This is a genomic window from Verrucomicrobiota bacterium (assembly GCA_016871535.1).
Taxonomy (GTDB): domain Bacteria; phylum Verrucomicrobiota; class Verrucomicrobiia; order Limisphaerales; family SIBE01; genus VHCZ01.
Genome location: VHCZ01000101.1, coordinates 1 through 19,812 on the forward strand (window position 1 = coordinate 1; position 19,812 = coordinate 19,812).

The 19,812-nt window shown below is 59.0% G+C and carries 15 protein-coding genes, 1 tRNA gene and 1 pseudogene; 7 read left to right on the plus strand and 10 right to left on the minus strand.

Translation table 11 applies throughout. From position 1 onward, the window contains the following. Positions 1–334 precede the first annotated feature (334 nt). From FJ398_14310 to FJ398_14325, 4 genes and pseudogenes are all read right to left on the minus strand, one after another. Positions 335–553: pseudogene (locus tag FJ398_14310) on the minus strand (type II secretion system protein). A gap of 452 nt (positions 554–1,005) precedes the next feature. Then, complete coding sequence (locus tag FJ398_14315) at positions 1,006–1,812, minus strand: DUF1080 domain-containing protein (protein ID MBM3839110.1); 807 nt, start codon at positions 1,810–1,812, stop codon at positions 1,006–1,008. A 380-nt stretch (positions 1,813–2,192) separates the two neighbouring features. Beyond that, positions 2,193–3,530, minus strand: coding sequence for an acetylxylan esterase (locus FJ398_14320; protein ID MBM3839111.1), 1,338 nt, complete (start codon positions 3,528–3,530; stop codon positions 2,193–2,195). A 5-nt stretch (positions 3,531–3,535) separates the two neighbouring features. Beyond that, positions 3,536–4,657: an N-acetylmuramoyl-L-alanine amidase gene (locus FJ398_14325; protein ID MBM3839112.1), complete on the minus strand. Its 1,122-nt coding sequence runs from the start codon at positions 4,655–4,657 to the stop codon at positions 3,536–3,538. 736 nt (positions 4,658–5,393) lie between these two features. Here FJ398_14325 and FJ398_14330 point away from each other — a divergent pair. Together FJ398_14330 and FJ398_14335 are read left to right on the plus strand one after the other, a co-directional pair. Further along, positions 5,394–6,125: an aquaporin family protein gene (locus FJ398_14330; protein MBM3839113.1), complete on the plus strand. Its 732-nt coding sequence runs from the start codon at positions 5,394–5,396 to the stop codon at positions 6,123–6,125. 4 nt (positions 6,126–6,129) lie between these two features. After that, positions 6,130–7,551, plus strand: coding sequence for an alcohol dehydrogenase (locus tag FJ398_14335; protein ID MBM3839114.1), 1,422 nt, complete (start codon positions 6,130–6,132; stop codon positions 7,549–7,551). Between the two features lie 110 nt (positions 7,552–7,661). Here the strand turns inward: FJ398_14335 and FJ398_14340 are convergent, their stop codons facing one another. The 4 genes from FJ398_14340 to FJ398_14355 form a co-directional block, all read right to left on the minus strand. After that, positions 7,662–8,081: a biopolymer transporter ExbD gene (locus FJ398_14340; GenBank protein ID MBM3839115.1), complete on the minus strand. Its 420-nt coding sequence runs from the start codon at positions 8,079–8,081 to the stop codon at positions 7,662–7,664. 2 nt (positions 8,082–8,083) lie between these two features. After that, a complete protein-coding gene (locus FJ398_14345) occupies positions 8,084–8,698 on the minus strand; it encodes a MotA/TolQ/ExbB proton channel family protein (protein MBM3839116.1) in 615 nt (204 codons plus the stop codon). Between the two features lie 163 nt (positions 8,699–8,861). Further along, positions 8,862–9,170 (minus strand): hypothetical protein, encoded by a 309-nt coding sequence (locus FJ398_14350; GenBank protein MBM3839117.1) that lies wholly within the window; start codon positions 9,168–9,170, stop codon positions 8,862–8,864. Positions 9,171–9,395: 225 nt separating this feature from the next. Further along, the gene (locus FJ398_14355) at positions 9,396–12,098 is read right to left on the minus strand and encodes a TonB-dependent receptor (protein ID MBM3839118.1); all 2,703 of its coding nucleotides are present in this window, start codon (positions 12,096–12,098) and stop codon (positions 9,396–9,398) included. A 745-nt stretch (positions 12,099–12,843) separates the two neighbouring features. On the opposite strand from FJ398_14355, the gene FJ398_14360 reads away from it, so the two are divergent. Together FJ398_14360 and FJ398_14365 are read left to right on the plus strand one after the other, a co-directional pair. Continuing rightward, a complete protein-coding gene (locus FJ398_14360; GenBank protein MBM3839119.1) occupies positions 12,844–13,824 on the plus strand; it encodes a hypothetical protein in 981 nt (326 codons plus the stop codon). A 40-nt stretch (positions 13,825–13,864) separates the two neighbouring features. Beyond that, complete coding sequence (locus FJ398_14365; GenBank protein MBM3839120.1) at positions 13,865–14,329, plus strand: hypothetical protein; 465 nt, start codon at positions 13,865–13,867, stop codon at positions 14,327–14,329. On the opposite strand, the gene FJ398_14370 is transcribed toward FJ398_14365, so the two are convergent. Both FJ398_14370 and FJ398_14375 read right to left on the minus strand, forming a co-directional pair. Continuing rightward, entirely contained in the window at positions 14,310–14,786 is a 477-nt protein-coding gene (locus FJ398_14370) for a tetratricopeptide repeat protein (protein MBM3839121.1), read from the minus strand. The two genes, FJ398_14365 and FJ398_14370, sit on opposite strands and share 20 nt — an antisense overlap. A 66-nt stretch (positions 14,787–14,852) precedes the next feature. Next, the gene (locus FJ398_14375; GenBank protein ID MBM3839122.1) at positions 14,853–17,846 is read right to left on the minus strand and encodes a zinc-ribbon domain-containing protein; all 2,994 of its coding nucleotides are present in this window, start codon (positions 17,844–17,846) and stop codon (positions 14,853–14,855) included. A 744-nt stretch (positions 17,847–18,590) separates the two neighbouring features. Between FJ398_14375 and FJ398_14380 the strand changes: the two genes are divergently transcribed. The 3 genes from FJ398_14380 to FJ398_14390 all read left to right on the plus strand — a co-directional run. Then, a tRNA-Leu gene (locus FJ398_14380) sits at positions 18,591–18,677 on the plus strand. A gap of 85 nt (positions 18,678–18,762) precedes the next feature. Beyond that, the gene (locus FJ398_14385; protein ID MBM3839123.1) at positions 18,763–19,479 is read left to right on the plus strand and encodes a DUF1080 domain-containing protein; all 717 of its coding nucleotides are present in this window, start codon (positions 18,763–18,765) and stop codon (positions 19,477–19,479) included. A 138-nt stretch (positions 19,480–19,617) separates the two neighbouring features. Beyond that, positions 19,618–19,812, plus strand: a 195-nt coding sequence (locus FJ398_14390; GenBank protein MBM3839124.1) for a hypothetical protein, incomplete at its 3' end; no start/stop codon positions are given.

The window sequence follows — 19,812 nt, forward strand, 5'->3', positions numbered from 1 at the left end:
TTTTGTCCGTGGCCTGCGTTGGCTCGGTCCTTACAGCCCGCGTTGGGGATGCTCGGACCTCGCCGCCTTGGCCACAGCCAAAATCCCTCGCCGCAGGACCCCGCGCAATTTTCGGACACGCTCTCAGACCTTTCGCATGCTTCAAACTCGGACAGTAAAAAATGTTGGGCGTGGTCAGATAATTCCCGACGATAAGATGGCCCAAGTTTGCCGCGAGCCTGGCCTCGGCCGGTTTTCCCACTTGTCCGCCCCAACCGTAAAGCAGATAGCTGTTGTAGGGTCCAATGCCAGGGAACTGATCCGGATCGAACAACGGCGGCGGCAGCCGATCTTGGTTGTCGTCCGCGTACAGGAAGGTGGGGATGCCCATTTGCTTGAGGTTGTTCAAGCAAGTGGCCTGTTTGGATTTCTCTTTGGCGCGGGACAGCGCAGGAAGGAGCATGCCCGCCAGGATGGCGATAATGGCGATGACGACCAACAACTCAATGAGCGTGAATCCCGCGACCGCGGCGTTGCGACGATTGCGTTGCAGTTTGAAACGACGTGTTTCCATAACAAACTCTTTCAGATTGCCACGCCTTTGTTGTGATTGAGAACCGTGTACCGACGGCCGCCACGATAGTTGGCGGCGCGCTGGAAGCAAGGGAATACCTGTGGGAACGTAATGCCAAATTCGTCCTCGTCCTCGCACGGGTGCGATTAAAAGTGGTCGGTCAGCCGGCTCCGATTGACTTCCCTCTCTCCCCGCGAGGAACGAGTGGGGAGAGAGCTGGAGAGAGGGGTTTCTTAGAAACATGAGAAGCCAGCCAACGCGCCTCCTCTCCCCAGCCCTCTCCTCCCTTCGGCAAGAGAGGGAGAAGACTTCGTTGACCGACAGTTTTAATCGCACCCTCCTCGCACTCGTCCTTCGTCCTCGATTGCCGCGATTACGAGGACGACGGCGAGGACGAGCACGAGCACGAGGAGATTTGGGGCGGCTGGCGACGATTCCGGGTTCTTCGGCCTTCACAGCCTCCGGATCCAGATATTCCGAAAGCGCACCGGGCAGCCGTGACCGGCGAGCGCAATCGGGCCTTCGCTCACCTTCACCGGCCGGGGCAACGCGAGGTGCCGGGTGGCGCCGTAGATTTCCTGATTCAAATGCACGAGCAGGCCGTTATGAAACATCGTGATGCGCGCGGGCTTCACGACTTGGCCGTCTTCAAGAACGGGCGCAGCGAAGGTGATGTCGAAGCTCTGCCATTCGCCAGGTGGACGGCACGCGTTCACCAGTGGCGGCGTTTGCCCATACACGGCGGCGCACTGGCCGTCGGCGCACCATTTCTCCGTCCAGGAATCGAAGATTTGGATTTCATAGACACCGTGAATGAGCACGCCGTTGTTGCCTCGGTTGTACCAAGGCCCCTCGAACTTCGCGGGCGGCAGCCATTCCAGGTGCAGTTGAAAGCTGCCAAAACTTTCCTTCGTGCGAGGGCCGGCATCTCCGACGGCTTCAAAGCAACCCTCCACAACGCGCCACGAATTGCTTCGCCACGGCGAAACATCCGCCCCATCGAACAATACAATCGCGTCCGACGGCGCAGGCGCCGGCGGCAGTGCGGGTCCCGGATTGACCCGCTTCGGCGCGGGACGGTCCGGGTCGTGCACGACGAATTCGCACCACGGAAGCTTCGGGGTATCTTTGTAGCCGTAAACGCCGGAGCCGTCCTTGGCGTAAACGAGCTTGGGTTCCGCGGCATTTGCATTGATGAGCGCGGTTGAGGCGACGAGAAAAAGCGCGATGGAAGGTAGGGAAGGTAGGGACGTTTGCATAACAGGGTAAAGTTACTGCTTGGTCCGCGGGATGAACGACAAAGCTCGTAGCGCAGAGTTGCACTCTGGCGTATCGGGGCGTCTCCCAGTCCGAGCACGCTGGGACTTGCCGGCGCCCTGCCGATTGGAAATCGGCGATACCGCAGATTGAAAATCTGCGCTACGGTTCTCCGGTCGATCTGTCGTCAATCCCACGGTCTGCACAGTAAACAGGAGGCACGGAGTTAGCAGAGGCAGCCATCATTTCGCCAGAAATTCCATTTTGGCGTGGAGGTATGTATGTAGTCCCGGCTTCAGCCGGTCCGGGACGCCGGCACCGCCCCAAGGCGGGACTACCTGCGGCTCGCCCGTTCTCTTTGTCGCCAATATGAAATTGCCGGTCATTTCGCTGTTCTCATTTGTTCCACGTGTTTCAGGATGGCGCTGCGCATGGCTTGATTCGCTCTCGCCGAAACCGTGTGCGGGCTGGGCGGGTCGTTGAAAATCTCCTTCGCGCCCGCGAGCGCGTTGTAAGCCGCATAGACGCTCGTGGGCGGGCAAGTGGTGTCGATGAATCCGACCGTCACAATCCCCGCCGCCTTGGTCCGTGTGGCGAAATTCATCGCGTCGTAATAACGAGCCGCTTCCAGCACCTTCGCGTCCGGTTTGTCATCGAGCCCATTCGGAACCAGCTTGGGCCAGCCGTTGACGCGGCCGGCCACGACGCCCGTGTGATCGCACATGGCCGGAACACCGGCGGCAAAGAAAGTCACGCGCGGATCGAGGCCCGCGGCCACGATGGATTGCGCGCCGCCCTGGCTGCTGCCGTGGACGACGACGGTACGACCGTCCCATTCGGGCTGTGTGGTGAGGAAATCCAGTGCGCGCACCAGGCGCAGGAACATGCCGCGAAAATAGACGGTCTCCCGCGACTCGCGCCCGCGATGGCGGTAATCCTTCAATTCGCCGTTGGCCAGGTCCGTGTAGAATTCGTTCGGCTTGCCGTTCGGAATTCCGTGCGCGTTAATGTCGAGCGCCAGGAAGCCTTGTTTGGCCCAGCTCACAGATCCGCTCAGGCTCGAACTTCTGACGCCGGCGCCGTGCACGGTGAGAATGATCGGCAAGCTCTTGGGCGCGGCCCCGGCGGGTTTGGCGAAATAACCGGATACCGGCGCTCCCACGGAATCGGCCTGAAGATCGAAGCAATTAATGCCCGGCTGCAGGGAAGATACCGGACTCAACCTTGGATTGACCGAGACCTCGGCGAGCTGCCGCTTTTGCTCGGACCAAAACGCGTCGAAATTCGCCGGTGCCGGCAAGCTTGGTTTAATCTGAAGCGGATCAATGCCCGCGCCACCAGATGAGGTCAGCGTTCGGTTCGCCGGCGTGCGAAACGTGACGCGACACAGCAGAAACCCCGGTTCATCGAGTCGTCCAGTGATGCGTGCGACGCCGTTCGACAATTTCAACTGGCCTGAGGTATTCGGCGGCACGCCGTCCTTGGATAGGGTCCATTGCACCTCGGCGTCCGGCACGGGTTTTTGATCGAGGAGGAGATTGACGTTGAATACCACCGCCTCGCCTTGCCTGTGGATCGCATCCGCCCGCTCCGAAGCGACGCTCAGGACGTAGTTGGTGGAAAGCTTTTCTGGTTGGGCGAGCGTTGGCGGACAGAACAGCACGCTCAAGCCCGTGAGCGCGAGGCCAACGAACGAACCCCGTGAATCGATGATTTTCATGTAGTTTAGTATCTAACTCGCACGATCTGCGAAGCGGCCTTTTTTGGTGGCGTCGGCACGCCGCGCTTCATCAACTGACGCGCCTGACTGATGACGTGATCCCATTGGAACGCCGGTCCGGGATCGACCTTGTTCGTCTGGATATGATGGTGCCCAATCAACCCCTGGTACTCGGCCAGAGCGGCGTCGGGCAGCTTATTCGGAATCAACCGGCCCGCGGCATCGCGCGGGTAATCGCAACGAATCTTGGGAAAGACTCTGCAAAGTGCGGCCGTCAAGCGGATGAGGGCGCAGTATTGTTCCGGCGTGAAATCGTATTGCTCGATCTCCTTCCCTTGAATCGTCCCCTGCACGCGCACCGCCCGCGATGGCCGCCCGATGAATCCCGGCGTGCGAATGCCGCTCTCGCCCAGCCTCGCCGGCACGACGATCCGCGGCCTCCCGTCCGTGTCTTTCTGATACCACTCATCGAGCGCGCTTCCTTGGCCGGGCGGATAGGCGCCCACGTTCGCGATCTCGATGCCGATCGACCGCGTGTTCGAGGTTGTCGCGTGCCAGGCGCGTTCTTTCAGATCGAGCGTCTGATAGATCGTTCCGTCCAGATCAAGCATGAAATGCACGCTCAGCCCGCGGGCGTCGTGGAGCGTCTTGAAGCATTGTTTGCTCGTGCCGCTCACGTCGTAGTGAATCACGAACTGGTCCACCACCTTCCGCAAGAGCGGAAGGTCCCATCCTCCGCCGCGTACGCGCGCGACCTCTTCGGCCGTCAATCTGTCCCGTCTCAGTCCATAGCGGTTCGGCGTTTGCAGGGCTTTGCTTTCGAGTTTTGAAGCTTCCCAACTGGATGCTTCAAACGGACTGAATCGCCGTTCCACCCGATACGCGTCGTATCCGCCGGGGTCCAGCCAGAGCACAACCGGGGTGCCGGTGTGAATGAATTTTCCGGCTGCGACAATTTCATCGCCGCGGCGCAGCGCGAGGGTGCCCGGAGGCGGAAAAACCGCACATCCTGCTCCGGCCAGGATCGCCAATCCGCACGCCGTGATCAGCGCAGCGCGGCGAAGGCGTGAGCCAAGACGCGCCGGCGCGGGACGAGATCGGGCAGGTTCCAGGGCAGGGGAGTTCATGCGTGCAGATGCGGGCACGTGAGGGTTGCGTCCGATGTCATGACGTTCCCGCTCACTAAAATATGTGAAGTCAGCTTTGTCACGAGGTATTCCCTCTCTCCAGCAGTTCTTCCACTGAACCAGACGGTAGGGCGAGCCTGTCCCCAGCGAGCCGAGTCGGACTTGTTCCCCGCGCGTCGAGCGGCTTGCCGGGACGGATTCGCCTTGCCGAGTTCAGGGGCTGAGTGCAGGTCCTTTTGGAACAGGAACTTCCCATGAACCGTTGGTTCGTAGCCGCCGAGGTAACGAGGCGGATACTTTGGTTAACCCGGAAATTCGCCTCCTCACGTCGGCGGCTACGGTTCATGGTCCCAATGCGCGCCTTTTGGGCGTGGGCATGAACCGAAGTTGTGCGCGCCAACGTCTTGGGGACTGGCGCACTCCAAAATCTGGCGGCGATTTGGCCGGTTCATCGGCAGAGTTGCTGCCTCCCTCCACCGGTTCCAGGGCCATTGACAAGGTAGCGCAGAATTGAATTCTGCTGTATCGCGGATTTGCAATCCGAATAGGTCTCGGCGGGTTGGGCGTGCTTGGATCTCCCGACGCCCTGCCGAATGCGATTCGGCGATACGGCAGATTGAAAATCTGCGCTACTTTGTCAACAGCCCTGCCAGTTCCCTAATTCGGGCTTTTCATTGGACACGTTTTGCGCGGATTTGATACTTTCGCGCCGGTTTCCAAAAGCGCTGACCTGACTATGTTGCCAACTACCGCGGAATTCATTGGAACAGCGATCCTCGTTACCCTCGGCGACGGCGTGGTGGCCAATGTCCTTCTGAACAAATCCAAAGGGCAGAACTCTGGATGGATTGTCATTACGGCTGGATGGGGGCTGGGCCTCACCATCGCGGTTTACTCGGTCAATGCTATGAGCGGAGCGCACCTGAACCCCGCCGTCACCCTGGGCCTGGCCAGCATCGGCCAGTTCGCATGGAAAGATGTGCCGGGCTATCTCGTGGCTCAGATGGCTGGAGGATTCCTGGGGGGTGTCATCGTTTGGCTCGCTTATCTGCCGCACTGGCGAGAAACAACGGACTCCGAACGTAAGCTGGCTGTGTTTTGCACCGGGCCAGCGATTCGCCATTCGGGCATGAACTTGCTCACCGAAATCATCGGAACCATTGTGCTCGTGGTGGGCCTGCTGGCGATTCTCTCGCCGCAGAATCTGGTGCCGAACTCGGGCTTCAAAACCGGCTTTGGACCTTTCCTCGTCGGCGTGCTGGTGTGGTCGATTGGGCTGTCGCTGGGCGGCCCGACGGGATATGCGATCAATCCGGCGCGGGATCTTGGCCCGCGCTTCGCGCACTGCGTCCTGCCCATCGCGGGCAAAGGCGGGTCGGACTGGCAGTACGCGTGGATCCCGGTTTTGGGCCCGATCCTGGGCGGCGTTATCGGCGCGCATCTCTACAAGCTCCTCTGGCCGGCTTGAGGAAATGAGGCTTCGCATGAATCTGGCAGGGCGAGCCTGTCCCCAGCGAGCCGGACCGGACGTGCTCCAAGCTCGTCGAGCGGCTCGCCGGGATGGACTCGCCCCACCTGGTTCATGGGGCGAGTGCAAGGTAATTAAACCAAGACAGCTTTCCATGCGCGCATGCCTGCGCGGCTTCGGCATGAGATTCATTCTTTTGCCCATCCTGATCGCCGGCACGCGCTTGCTCACCAACGCGCTCGTCGCTTCCGACGATTGGCCGCAGTTCCTTGGCCCGACACGGGACGGCGTTTACTCAGGCCCTGCGCTCTCTTCCTCCTGGCCCAAAGAAGGTCCTACCATCGTGTGGCAAAAGAAAGTCGGCCAGGGGTTCAGCGGTCCTGTTGTCGCCTCGGGAAAATTGATTCTGTTTCATCGCGTCGGAGACCGCGAAACAGTCGAAGCATTCGATGCGAGAACTGGCGCGGCGCTTTGGAAATTCGATTACCCGACCGGCTACCGGGATGACTTTGGGTTTGATGAGGGTCCGCGAGCTACGCCCGCCATTGCGGACGGAAAAGTCTTTACCTTCGGTGCGGAAGGGAAGCTGCATTGCCTCGAACTGGCGACCGGCAAAAACCTCTGGAGTGTCAGCACCCAAGAGAAGTTCTCTGCGTCCAAAGGCTTCTTTGGTTTGGCGTGTTCGCCGCTTGTCGAAAGCGATCGGGTACTCTTGAACATCGGCGGAACCGGCGGCGCCGGAATCGTGGCTTTTGACAAGAACACCGGCGCGCTGGCGTGGCGGGCAACCAGCGACGAAGCGAGTTATTCGTCGCCGGCTGCCGTGGAGTTGAACGGGAAGCGCGTGGCGATCTTCTTCACGCGAAGCGGCCTGACCATTCTTGAGGCGGCCACGGGCAAGCTTCAAACTCAATTCCCCTGGCGGCCACGCATCAACGCGTCGGTCAGCGCCGCCACGCCGCTGGTGATCGGGACTCAGATTTTTCTGTCGGCCAGCTACGACCTTGGCGCGATTCTCCTGGATTTGAAAACAGGGCGGCCGCAGAAAATCTGGGCCTCCGACGAGGCGCTGTCCAATCACTACGCCACAAGCGCGCATCGGAACGGTTTTCTCTACGGATTCCACGGCCGCCAGGAATCGGGTCCAAGCCTCCGCTGCGTCGAGTTGCAAACCGGCACGGTCAAATGGAGTGAAGATCGGTTTCCCGCAGGGACGGTGACACTGGCGGGCGACTCCCTGCTTGTCATGCTGGAGGACGGACGCTTGCTGCTCGCGCCGGCGACGCCGGAACGCTTTAAGCCGTCCGCTCAGGCGCAAGTGCTGCCGTTCGGCGTGCGCGCGCATCCGGCATTGGCCAATGGCTATTTTTACACGAGAAGCAAGGACAAGCTTGTTTGCGTGAATCTTGTGGCAACCCCTCAGTGAAAGACGGTGGAGCGAGGACTCCCGTCGAGCTGTTCTTGGATGGCGTTGGCTCGGCAGGAGCCTCGCCCCACCGTCACCGAGGGAGTACGGAGCGGTAATTGACCTTGAGATCAGCGTGGCTCTGGCGTCTTGGCATGGAGGTACACGAAGTTCTTCACGCCGGCCGCTTTTGCTGCGTCCACGACGTTAAGCCATTTCCCAATCGTGGCATCGGTGTCTGGCCGTATGGAGACCGTTACCTGAGGATTCTTCTTCACCTCGGCAGCCAACTCTTGCACCAGCCTTTCGAAGGTTACGGGCCGTGTGCCGATGAAAAGAAATGGAGCAACCTTATTGATGGTTATCACGATGTTCCCTTCCGTGGCGCCTTCCTTCGCCTGCTTCGTCTCGGGAAGCATGATTTTCAGCGCCGGATGCTGTTTGAAGGTCGTCGTCACCATGAGGAAGATCAACATGATGATCAACACATCGATCAGGGAGATGATGATGACCGCGGGCGGCTGGCGGCGCTTGGGATTGGTGAAGCGCATTTCTAGATTCGCTGCTTCCGGTCGCGATACTGGCGGCGCAGAAACTTGTCGCACAGCGTTTCCATCTCGACCGCGAGAGTCTCGATCTTCTTGTTGTAGTAACTCCAGGCGATGAGCGAGGGAATGGCAATCAGCAGCCCGGCCAGCGTGGTGTTCAGAACTTCAGCAATGCCCTTGGCGATGCGCGCGTTGTCAATGATCGCTGTTTCGCCGAGGCCGCTAAACAGCGTGATCAATCCGCTGATCGCCCCCACCAGACCGAGCAATGGCGCGATGCCAACGATGATCTCCAGCACGACCAGTCCGCGTTCGAGTTGGAGGATTTCGTGGCGGGCGTGCGTCTGGATCGCGTCCACGTTTTCGTCGCGCGGGCGCGGGAGATGATCGGCGGCGACCAGCAGGAGGCGGCTGAACGTTGACGGGCGGTCCACGCACAATTGCCGCAACTCGCCGAGGCCATCCGGCGCGCAATTCTCGGCCGCGTCCCCTATTTCGGGAGGAATCACTTTGTCCCAGCGCAAAGCCAGGCCCCGTTCAATGATGAAGGCCAGGCCAACGATCGAAGTCAGAACCAGCGGGATCATGAAGACTCCGCCGGATTTCAAGAAATGCCACATATGCAACGACTCAATGCATGACGGAGTTCACCGTCGTCTTATTTAAAGTTCTGAAATTCCGTCCCGGACAACTTGCCGCGACGGGGCCAAACCTTACCCGACCGTTTCGCGTGACGCAACGATTGGACCTTCCCGTGGACCTGACGATAGGGCGAGCCTGTCCTCAGCGAGCCGAGTCGGACGTGTTCCACGCACGTCGAGCGGCTCGCCGGGACGGGCTCGCCCTACCGGGTTCATGGGCCAAGTGCAGGTCCGAAAGGAACAGGAAACTTCCCATGGTCCAAGGTTCGATGTTCGACGTTGGACGGACTCCCCTCCTGGGACGGGAAGGGGTGGGTTCATGGGACGTGTGCGTGGCGCCCTCGCCATTGCAGCTTCCCATGAACCTGATGGTAGGGCTGCGTTGCCGCGCAGCAGGTCTTCGGTCAACGCGGCGGAGCAGCAGCTCTGCCCTACCATCGACGGGTTTCATCGGGCGAGAGCGCCAAGTTGGGCTAATGCGTGGACACCAAACGACAGTGCGTTCCTTTGAGAATGCCTCCGAGGCCCTGGCGGCTTTCCACGGTGAGTCCAACCAGACAAAAAAAGCGGCTCCGTGAGGAGCCGCTAGCGCATTGGGATGAGAATCCCTTTTCTAACGTCCACCGCAGGACGAAAGAGGCGAATCTAGGTCATAGTCTCGTAAACGCCGGCGAGGCTAGAACCGCTTGTTGACGGAGCCATAGACGAACCGTCCGCGCAGATCATGCGTGTCGCGGTCGTAACGATCCGCGAAGGCGCCTTGAACAAACGGAGGGGCTTCGTCGCTGACGTTGATCACGCCAATGGTGACCTTCGTATCCCAGGGCAGTCGATAGCTGACCTGCAGATCGAAGGTCAACCAGTCCGAAACTTCCCGGTTGAATCCGCTGTTCACATCGTCTCGATAAGCGCCGATGTAGTTGGCGGTGACGCCCGCCTCGAGGTTGCTGTAATCCCAGAACAAGCTGCTCACGAGTTTAATCCGCGGCAAACTTCCCAGACCGAAGCCGGATTCGATCTGCGTGAAGTCACCCAGGCGGTCCGTTAACCCTTCGCCAGGAATATTCTCCTGTTTGAAGTTGAAGTAATACGCCACCAAGGTTGAAGACGTGAATTTGCCAGCCGTTTTCGTATCAAGCTCGTAAGTCAGCGTCGTATCGAAACCTTCAATGATACGGCGGGAGAGGTTCAACGTCGGAGAATACAGCGTCGTGTAGTCCTTCGTGACTGGGTCGAACACGATGAAACTCGCGTACGGTGCATTCGGATTGTTCGGCCCGCCACCCTTGTAGTTGGAATCAATGATGAACTGGTCGGCACTGCCTGCGATATCCTTCTGCTCAATCCGGAAGTAGTCCACACCCACCGTCAACCCTTTTACCTGAGGCGGCGTGTAAATCAAACCGGCGGTGTAGTTTTCTGCCGTCGCCGGTTCGAGGAAGCGATTGCCGGAATGGAATGTTCGGATCTGATCGTTGTAGGTTGGGTCTTTCTCCGCAAATTTAACCGGATTGCGAAGTTCGGGATAATCTTCGGCCGCTTGCCGGTAGAGATCGCCAAAACCTGGCGTCGTGAAAGACTCTGAGTAGGACGCCCTGACCGTCAACTGCTCACCGACTGGCTTCCAGAGAATTCCGACCTTCGGATTGTAGGTCCCCCCAAAATCCGAGTAATCTTCGTAGCGCCCGGAGTGATTAATGTCAAAACTGTGGATACCGGGAATGTTCATTCCCATCCCGATCACAGGAATGCTGACTTCGTAAAACACGCCGTTGACATCGCGGCTGCCCAAATATGGTTTCGCGCTGTTGAAGGCCACCACGTTTCCGCTGATGAGCGTCGAATCCGGCCGGTAATCTCTCCGCTCCTCGCGATGTTCGCCGCCAAATGCCACTGCGACTGGCCCCGCCGGCAAGTCAAAGAGTTCTCCGTTGACCTTGCCGTCAATCGAGTAAAGCGTATCGGTCACGAACGTGTAATGGTCCAGCCGGATCGCGTCCAGGGCGGCACTGGTGTTAGACCGATTGCCGAAAGGGTTGAAGGCCGTGGTTCGGTCGGTCGATTTGATCGCCTGTTCGAGGCCGGTTCGGCTCACGTCGTTGCCCTGGAGATTGACGCCATCCTGAAACGTGTACAGCGTCGCCAGTTCCCAATTCCATGTGGTTTCAGCCACGCGCCCCCTGAGGCCACCGACGAAACGAAAGATGTTCCAGGTATTGGCATCCACGCGTGGTCCCAATTCCTCCGGACGATAGCGGGCGCGGTCAATCGGCACGCCGAAGACGTTAAACGGATTGTTCGCTGGGATCACGATGCCATTCGGGCTCGTCGGAGTCGTCTGATTTACAAAAACAATCGGGGACGGCGCCAACTGGTTGTAGCTGTAGGCGTGGGTGTAGAAGGACTCGGTGAAGAATTTCAGGTTCTCGCCAAACAACTCGTGCTCGCTATTGCCGAAAAAGCTGTAGCGCTCGGCGTCGCGGATCGCTGGGGTGAAGAACGGGTACGGATACCGGTCCGTGGCATTGCTGAACGCAGTATATTGGTTCGTGCTGGTGCCGGTCGTCCCTGGCGTCCCGCGGTAAACCGCACCCGTCGTGCGAAGCACACTGTTGGTGGGAACCTGCGTCGTCTGGATCCGTCCCGGGTTGCTGGTGGGGCTGGTGTTGTTTGGGTCAGACACATTCGCTCGAGATCTCTCGCGGTCACCGCTGTAGAGCGAGTTCACTTTGTAGAAGCTGCCTCCGACCAAGAACGACGATTTCTCTTTCGTCATGCCACTGACGAACGAGTAGCGCTGTTCTCCAACATCCGTTGAGGTGGTGTTGCCATACCCCGCATCAAGCACGGTGCCGTTGAAATCTTTCTTCAGAATGACGTTGACGACGCCAGCCACGGCATCCGCACCGTACACGGACGAGCCGCCATCTTTCAGGATTTCGATCCGCTCCACCGCGGCCAGCGGGATGGCATTGAGGTCCTGGTTCGCCGTGCGTCGTCCATTTATGAGCAGCAACGTGCCTCCGGGCACTCCTCGCAAGGAAATCTCGGCACGACCGTCGCCGCCATTCCCTCGAGAGATGCCGAAATTGCCGCCGCCAACGGCCGACGGCATTCGTTTGACGACGGCTTCGATCGTTTTCGCACCCTGACGCTCGATCGACGCTTCGCTGTAAGTTTCGACTGGCGGGATACCGACGGTCTCCGCGGTTGGAATATTCGAGCCCGTGACCACGACGGGTCTCAATTGTTCGATCTGGTTGGTCGCCGCCTGCCCGAAGGCGGCCGTGGCGGCCAATTGCAGAGTCATCCCTCCAAGAATGGCTCGTCTTAAGGCCACTCCCGCTTTCAATTGCTCGTGATAGTTCGTCTTGCTCATAGTTGAGTTATGGGTTTGGTTTTGGTGAGTTCCCCGCCGCCATCGGCTGGCTGGCCTGCACACTGGCGGTTCGGAACTGTTTCGTTGATTCCGCTGTCGGGCTTTGCTGGAGAGTGCAAGAATCCATCGAAAAAGAAAAGGAATTTTTGCGCGAATGTTAACGGCCCTACGGCGGATTCAAGAAAATGTAGAACTGACACGCCAACCATTGCTGCGACTGTGCCAAGGGAAATCGATTTGGCGCTACAGGATCGCTTCTCGGCGACGAACGCTCCGGAATGGAGAAAAGCTCGCCTACGTCTGACAGAACACCCAAGCGCCTTGCCCACCTCGTGGCGCTGTCCCGGTTAACCAGGGAAGGACGTGGGAAGCTCTTTCATTCTGTTCCTTCCGGATCGCCTTCGGTCATGGATGCGACCATCCGAGCTATGTCCCGAATTTTCAATCTGCTGTATCGCCGATTTCCAATCGGCAGGGCGCCGTCAAGTCCCAGCGGGCTCGGACTGGGAGACGCCCCGCAGAATACAATTCTGCGATACGGCAGAGTGCAACTCTGCGCTACGAGCTTTGTCGTCCATCCCGCGGACCAAGCGGTAAAATCGCTTGCGCTACGGAACGGAAGGAGTAGAAACCGTGCATGCGCCGCTCCGGTTCCGAGGTTTTTTTCGGCTTCATCTTTTCCTGGCTGGTTTTGTGTTCTTCGCATATCAGACGCTCGCGCCGCGAGCGAGCGCTCAAGGCGTGAATGGCGGTGGCCGATCACGCGCTCAGTTGGAGCGCGCAAGGGGGTGACTATTTGAGACGTGGTGAATGGTTGGCCGGCGTGGGTTATCGCTACCAATACTCGGATCACCTCTTTCACGGGACGACCGATTTGGGGCATACCGACGGTAATCCTTCTTTCAAGAACCGCGCGATTCACTTCATCGACCTGCACGCGACTTACATGGCAACCAAGAGGCTCAGCCTCAGCCTCACGCTGCCGTTCAAATACGCCGATAGCACCTCGTCTTACGAGCACGACTTCGTTCATTTCCATACGATGCACGCCGGTGGCTTGGGCGACATCAGGCTCGCTGCCGGATTCTGGCTGCTGGACCCGGCCAAGCAAAGAGAGGAAGATCGCAAACACCGAAACATTTCCTTGGGCCTTGGCGTTAAGTTCCCCACCGGAGACTATCAGGCGACGGACACTTCTTATCGCGGCACAGGTCCGATTCAGTGGCCGGTTCATCCCTCATTGCAGCTCGGCACGGGCGGATGGGGCATCGTACTGCAAATGGACGCCTTCCATGAGGTGTTTCGAAACGGGTTCGTCTATGCGTCCGGCTCCTACACGATCGAGCCGCGCAACGTCAATGGCGTCCCGGTCATCGAATATCCGGGCGTGCAATCCGTGCCGGATAGCTACGTTGGGACAATCGGATTGTCCTACATGATCTGGCCCAAGCAAGGGCTGTCGCTCAGCTTAGGCGGGCGAATCGAGGGTCTTCCCGTCCATGATTTGTTGGGTGGGAGTGAGGGCTATCGCGGGGCCGGATACGTCATTTCCATCGAGCCTGGCCTGGCCTGGAGTCGAGGCCGCAACACCTTCACGATGAGCGCACCCGTCGCCCTGGAACGCAACCGCCAGGCCACGGTTGCCGAAAGAAGAGCAGGTTGGCAGGGTTATGCCGCCGCCTTTGCCGATTTCCTGATACAAGCCAGCTACTCGCGGCGATTCTGATGTGTTGTCCACGAATGTCGGGTCCCACTGGGCCCGCGCTTTGTTCGGTCTGGGTCAAACGAACGCAGCCGAGGCCAAGATCGACGAGTTCTTGAAGGAGAATCCCGAAGATCGGCCGGGGGAGCTCACCGCCATGAAAGCCATGCTTCTGGCCGCCAAAGGCGAGGAGTTGGAAGCCGTTGCCAAACTGCGCGAAGCCATCGCCAGGAAGCAGACGATCGGCTTCGGTGAATTTCATCATACCGCCTATTTCATCGCCTGCGCTTACGGGCGGCTGCGCAGGAATGAGCAAGCGCTCCACTGGTTAAAGGAAGCCGCTGAAACGGGTTTCCCCTGTCGAAGTCTTGCCCGTTTGCCTGGCGCCAGTCAAAACCACCACCGGCCGGGTGCAGGCCAGGCGCCGAAGAAACGGTTCAATGGAGCGAGGAATCCACATGGGGAAAATATACGATCATATCGTATATTTTGCAAAGCAGAGTTAGTTACTAATCAGACCGTGGGATAGAATACGCGCTCAGGCGACCCAAGGCTTGACGGATTTCAGCGACCTGTTTGGCCGAAAGGAATGTTTGTCTGATTGACGAGTCTCGCAGCGCGGCCGCCGTCGTTTCGATCACTTGCACCGCGCTGGCGTAGGTCGAGCGGGCTTGTTCGAGGTCTGGCCGGCGTTCGTGAAGTTCGCCCAGCGCCTGGTAAGTCTTCCAAAGTTGCGGCGGGTTGCCGATTTCCCGGGCCAGGGTGAGGGCTTTCGTCAGGGCGGCTTCCGCTTCCTCGATCTTTCCCTCGGCCAGATAGGCCTGGCCGCGCAACCGCCAGCCTTTGACAATGTTTTTTCGGGAGGAAGTCGGTTCGGCCAGCTTGAGGCATTCGTCGGCGAGCGCGAGCGCTTTGTCGGGATTGCCTTTCTTGAGCCAAAGTTCGCCGAGGCTGTGACAGCAGTGCTGCATGTAACGCCACTTCATCCATTCCTCCCCCCATTTGCCGCGCTGCTGGGAATCGCGATAGACTTTTTCCAGAATGGTCTGAGCCTAGTCCAGATCCCCTTGCCTCAAAGCGCAGTCGCCCAGGTTAATCCCGGCGTTCCTGATGATCTCCGGATCGCCAATTGTGCGCGAAGCATCGAGTCCTATCTGATTGTAGCGAACGGCGTGATCGAAGTTATAGAGTTCACTGTAGATCCAACCGAGGGTGTTCAGAATGCGGCATCTCCAAATTTGATCTTGGAACCGCTGGCTCCACTGCAACGCGTCCTGAAGCGAAGCCAGAGATCGATCAAACTCGCCCTTTCCGCCTTGAAATAATCCTTTCATCCAGGACATCCATAGGAAGAGGACCAGGAAATGGTTGGATTTGCCCAAAGTCGCACCCTGATCCAGACATCTCAGCGCCAGGTCAAAATTGCCCTGGAAGTTGTGGTTCAAGGCTTGCCAGGTCAGCGTGTCCGCTTCCAGGAAAGTATTCCCCGTTTCCCGGCTCAATTTGAGAGCCTCATCCGTGAGCGCGATCGCTTCAGTCACCCTTCCGATGCAACAGTAAACAAAGGCAAACAACCGTTTGCTGGAAGCCAGCATGGTTTGATCGTTGGCTTCCAAGGCCAGCGATCTGGCGCGTTCAGCCCAACTGAGAGCCTGCTCGAAATCGTGGGACCAGAAGTAGCTCATGCCGGTTTGATACACAGCCTCCATCTGACTGGCTCGGTCCCTGTTCTTCTCCGCCACTATCAGCAACTGCTGGTACGCTGCCGCAGCGGTCCGATGCTGACTCATCAAGAAATGCGCCAGCCCTTTGCCTCTGTAAATCGCCTCAAGTGCGGCGGGTTCGACCGGTCGTTTGAGCTGTTTGGACACGGCCAACGCCCGATCAAAATAGGCCAGGGCATCCTGATTTGCATAGCCTTGCAAGGCTTTCTGGCCGGCTTTGACCAGGAAACCCAGAGCTTTGTCCCAGACCTCGCCCTTTTCGTAGTGATAGGCCAGCATCTCGTAAAATTCGGCTAATCGCTCGGCATACAACTCCTCGATCGCCATGGCCACGAGCCGGTGCAAATCTTTGCGGCGCTGGATGAGGAGAGTGTTGTAGGCCACATCTTGTGTCAGGGCGTGCTTAAACATGTAGGCCAGTTCCGGGAAAAGACTCCGCTCGTAGATCAATTCCAGCACCTTCAAGTCCTGGAGCAATTTCCCGAGCTGGTCCTTCAAATCCGAAATACGCCCCAGCAGACTCACGGTAAACTCCCGCCCGATCACCGCCGCGAGTTGCAGGGCTTGCTTGGCTGATTCCTCCAGGCGATCAATCCGCGCCGCGATCACATCCTGAATCGTGTCCGGGACGTGGATATCCGAGACGGGCCTGGTCGCCACGTAATGACCGTTGTGCCGCTGCAGGGCGCCGAGTTCCAAAAGCGATTTGATCACTTCCTCCACGAAGAACGGATTTCCTTCGGCTTTGGAGGTAATAATCTCCCGCAGTTCCGCCGGAAAATTCGTGGTCCCCAGCATGCCCTCCGCCAGGCGGATGCTCTCGGCGTCGGACAGCCGGTTGAGCGCCTGTCGGGCTGCGTAAGTCCGATCGCCGAAAGGATTCTGATAACCCGGCCGATGGGTCAGAATCATCAACACCTGCGAGGCCGCGATGCTGTCCGTCAGGTAAAGGAGCACTTCTTCGGAGGCTTTGTCCATCCAGTGCAGGTCTTCCAGCACCAGCACGAGCGGCCTGGTTCCCGCCAGCTTCAGCGTGAGCGCGCGCAACGCCTCGAACGTTTTCATCCGTCTGACCCGGGCATCCATCTTTGCCACCGTGTCATCGCCCGGATTCACCGAGAGCAGGCCCTTGAGATACGGAATGGCGGGACGGAGTTCTTCGCCCAAGCCCGACACCTTCTGTTCGCACTTTTGGATTACGGCCGATTCCGCGTCCGCTTCTTCGATCTGGAGGAAGCGTTTCAAAATATCCACGACGGGCAGATACGGCATCTGGGAACCAAACGAAATACAGCGTCCCGTCAGCCAGGAAAACGATTCGCCTTCGAGCGAGCGCCGGAACTCGAAAAGCAACCGCGATTTGCCCACGCCGGGTTCCCCGATCACGAACACGATTTGGCCGCGCCCACTCTTCGCCTCGGCAAACCGTTCCCGGAGCAAGGCGAGTTCTTTCTGCCGCCCCACCAGCGGGCTGAAACCGCGCTCCAGCTCGACATCAATCCGGGTCCGAAATTCACGGGCTTGCAGGACTTCAAACGCTGCGACGGGAATCGCCTTGCCTTTGACGGTTTGCGGACCGAGGGGACGAGTCACAAAATAATGGCCGACGGCCTGGTGCGTCTGCTCCGAGATGACGATTTGGCCTGGGCCAGCGACATTCACCATGCGCGCCGCCAGATTCACGGTGTCGCCGACCGCCGTATATTCCATGTAGAGCGAGTCGCTGATCGTGCCGACGACGACCAGGCCGCTGTTTAAGCCGCTCCGCACGCGAAATTCAGTGGCCTTGTTTTGTCTGAGTTCATCGCGATAACGGGCCAATGCCTTCTCGATGTCCAGGGCCGCGAGCATCGCCCGTTGCGCGTGGTCTTCATGGGCAATCGGCGCGCCGAACAGCGCCAGGAGGCCGTCGCCGAGGAATTGGCTGACCGTGCCCTCGTAGCGGTGCACCGCTTCCAGCATGAGGTCGAAGCATCGCTGCATCAGACGCTGGACTTCCTCCGGGTCGAGCTGTTCGGAAAGGGACGTGAAGCCGGAAACATCGGTGAAAAGCACCGTCACTTGTTTGCGCTCCCGCTCCACGGCCGGTCGGGCCGCGCGGATTTTCCGAGCCAGCGCCGCGGGCGTGTAATCGGTGGGAGAAGCGAATCGGCCTGACCATGCTGGGACGGACGCCAACGGCTGGCCGCAGTGTTGACAAAACTTGTTTCGGGGCGCGTTGGCGGCGCCGCAATTCGCGCACGGGATTTCGATCCCGGCCCCGCACTGCGTGCAGAACCTCGCGTCCGACGGGTTCTCTTCCTGGCACTTCGGGCATCGCATAGTCGCTCTGCTGGCTGGCTGTGGCAGCGGGAATACTGAAGCAGTTATTTCGAAAATGAAAGACCGATAAGGAAACCTGGAGTAAGATCTCAGTTCCTGAGCGTCGATGCCAATCGACGCTCCATCAAGTGCGCCACCACCAGGAAAGCCATCGGCGTCAATATGAGTTGAAAGTTCGCGCCCAGGAATTGGGCTTCAAAGAAGTCGTCGTCATTGATGATGATCTGCCTCCTGGCCGGATGCAAGGCGCCAGGAGGGAGCATCCCCGTTTTGGGGCTGTGACCGACGAGCAACGCCGCAGCCGGCCAGGCGCCTCCCCGCCCCGGAGGGCTGGGGCGATTTCGCTTTCTGGCTTCGTTTCTCCTCAGTCGCAGATCCCTGGCTATGCTCCTTCGTCGTGCCTCGCCAGAAAGCGAAATCACCTCCAGCGAAACCGGAATTTATTTTTGCACAGACCCTTAATAACGGCCTGAGGAACCGTCTCTGCATCTTCCAACGGGACGCGCCGCACTTGCTTCCGACCCGCGTTTGGATCCTCAAGCGTCACCTGGGCGTAGAATCTCCCGTTCCGTTGCCAAAGGCCGCGAATTCGCCGCTTGCGTGCATCATAGACCTTCCTATACTGGCCCTTCAAATGTTGACGAGGAACAGATTGACTCGGAGTGCTCTTGCTTACGGTTACATCACTAGCACAAAGTCAATCATTGTCTCGGGATCAACTCGTAAGTCATTGATAATTAGGTTGCCGATGTGGCGGAACTGGCAGACGCGCTAGACTCAAAATCTGGTACTCGCAAGAGTGTGTGGGTTCGACCCCCTCCATCGGCACCAATGTCAAGTTGACCCTCCTGCCCCGGAGGGCTAAAGGCAGAATGCTATGAAACCTCTCACGACCATCGGATGCCTCGCTGTCGCAATGTTCTTCAGCTTGTCCCGCCTTTGCGGCGCAGACGACTCGCCTCCCGCCGGATTCGTCTCACTCTTCGACGGCCACAGTTTGACGGGCTGGAAAGTGCCCGAAGGAGACGGCGGCCATTGGAAAATCCTGGACGGCGTTATCGACTACGACGCCGAAAGTCAGGCCAAAGGAGACAAGAGCCTCTGGACCCAGCGCGAGTTTGGCGATTTCATTCTGCGGGTCGATTGGCGGATCAAGGAAACGCCCTACATCAATCCCAATGTGCCTTACATTCTGCCGGATGGCACGCACGCCCGCGACATCACCGGGAAGGCCATGCGAATAGCCCTGCCGGACTCCGACTCCGGAATCCTCCTGCGCGGATCGGGGAAGAACCAAGTCAACATCTGGTGCTGGCCGATCGGATCGGGGGAATTCTACGGCTATCGCAATGATCCGAAACAGCCCGCCCAGATTCGCGCTGCGGTCACGCCGCGCACCCAGGCGGACAAACCTGTCGGCGAATGGAATCGCTATGAAATCACGTGCCGGGGCGACCGGGTCACCGTAGTGCTGAACGGGAAGACCGTCATCGAGAACGCCCAACTCCCCGGCATCGCGGCGAAAGGCCCCATTGGATTGCAGCACCACGGCGGGAAGCGCGACGGCAAATGGATCAGCCCGCCGAGCTTGTTGCAGTTCAAAAGTATTTACGTCAAGGAATTGGCGAAATAGCGTCCGGCGGTGATCAGTCACGGCGTTGTCGTTCGAGTTTGCCGGGGAGATCGACCTGCGCGGCGGAGGGGCCGGGCGTCGCTCGCCTCGGTGCGCCGTTGATTCAGCCGAACCCCCGACCCACCCAAAGGAACATTCATGCCGAGCTCGCCGACGAGACTGGATGGCGCTTCCGATGCGTTGACGAGCGCAACCGGTTCCACTGGCTTGTCCCGGCATTCCCGGGAGGACTTTCCCGAACTCATGGTTTACGAAGCGATGGGCCGGGCCATCGCTTCGAGCATCAACGAATTCCTCCAGACGTTTCAATCGACCCCGGATTCGACCCTGAGT

What these genes read in the sequence shown, in the direction of transcription:
- FJ398_14340 (MBM3839115.1), bottom strand. Translation starts at nt 8,081, where the DNA reads ATGCGCTTCACCAATCCCAAGCGCCGCCAGCCGCCCGCGGTCATCATC.
- FJ398_14370 (MBM3839121.1), bottom strand. Translation starts at nt 14,786, where the DNA reads ATGAAGTGGCGTTACATGCAGCACTGCTGTCACAGCCTCGGCGAACTT.
- FJ398_14385 (MBM3839123.1), top strand. Translation starts at nt 18,763, where the DNA reads ATGTTCTTCAGCTTGTCCCGCCTTTGCGGCGCAGACGACTCGCCTCCC.
- FJ398_14335 (MBM3839114.1), top strand. Translation starts at nt 6,130, where the DNA reads ATGAGGCTTCGCATGAATCTGGCAGGGCGAGCCTGTCCCCAGCGAGCC.
- FJ398_14320 (MBM3839111.1), bottom strand. Translation starts at nt 3,530, where the DNA reads ATGAAAATCATCGATTCACGGGGTTCGTTCGTTGGCCTCGCGCTCACG.
- FJ398_14360 (MBM3839119.1), top strand. Translation starts at nt 12,844, where the DNA reads ATGGCGGTGGCCGATCACGCGCTCAGTTGGAGCGCGCAAGGGGGTGAC.
- FJ398_14355 (MBM3839118.1), bottom strand. Translation starts at nt 12,098, where the DNA reads ATGAGCAAGACGAACTATCACGAGCAATTGAAAGCGGGAGTGGCCTTA.
- FJ398_14315 (MBM3839110.1), bottom strand. Translation starts at nt 1,812, where the DNA reads ATGCAAACGTCCCTACCTTCCCTACCTTCCATCGCGCTTTTTCTCGTC.
- FJ398_14350 (MBM3839117.1), bottom strand. Translation starts at nt 9,170, where the DNA reads ATGAAACCCGTCGATGGTAGGGCAGAGCTGCTGCTCCGCCGCGTTGAC.
- FJ398_14345 (MBM3839116.1), bottom strand. Translation starts at nt 8,698, where the DNA reads ATGTGGCATTTCTTGAAATCCGGCGGAGTCTTCATGATCCCGCTGGTT.
- FJ398_14375 (MBM3839122.1), bottom strand. Translation starts at nt 17,846, where the DNA reads ATGCGATGCCCGAAGTGCCAGGAAGAGAACCCGTCGGACGCGAGGTTC.
- FJ398_14325 (MBM3839112.1), bottom strand. Translation starts at nt 4,657, where the DNA reads ATGAACTCCCCTGCCCTGGAACCTGCCCGATCTCGTCCCGCGCCGGCG.
- FJ398_14330 (MBM3839113.1), top strand. Translation starts at nt 5,394, where the DNA reads ATGTTGCCAACTACCGCGGAATTCATTGGAACAGCGATCCTCGTTACC.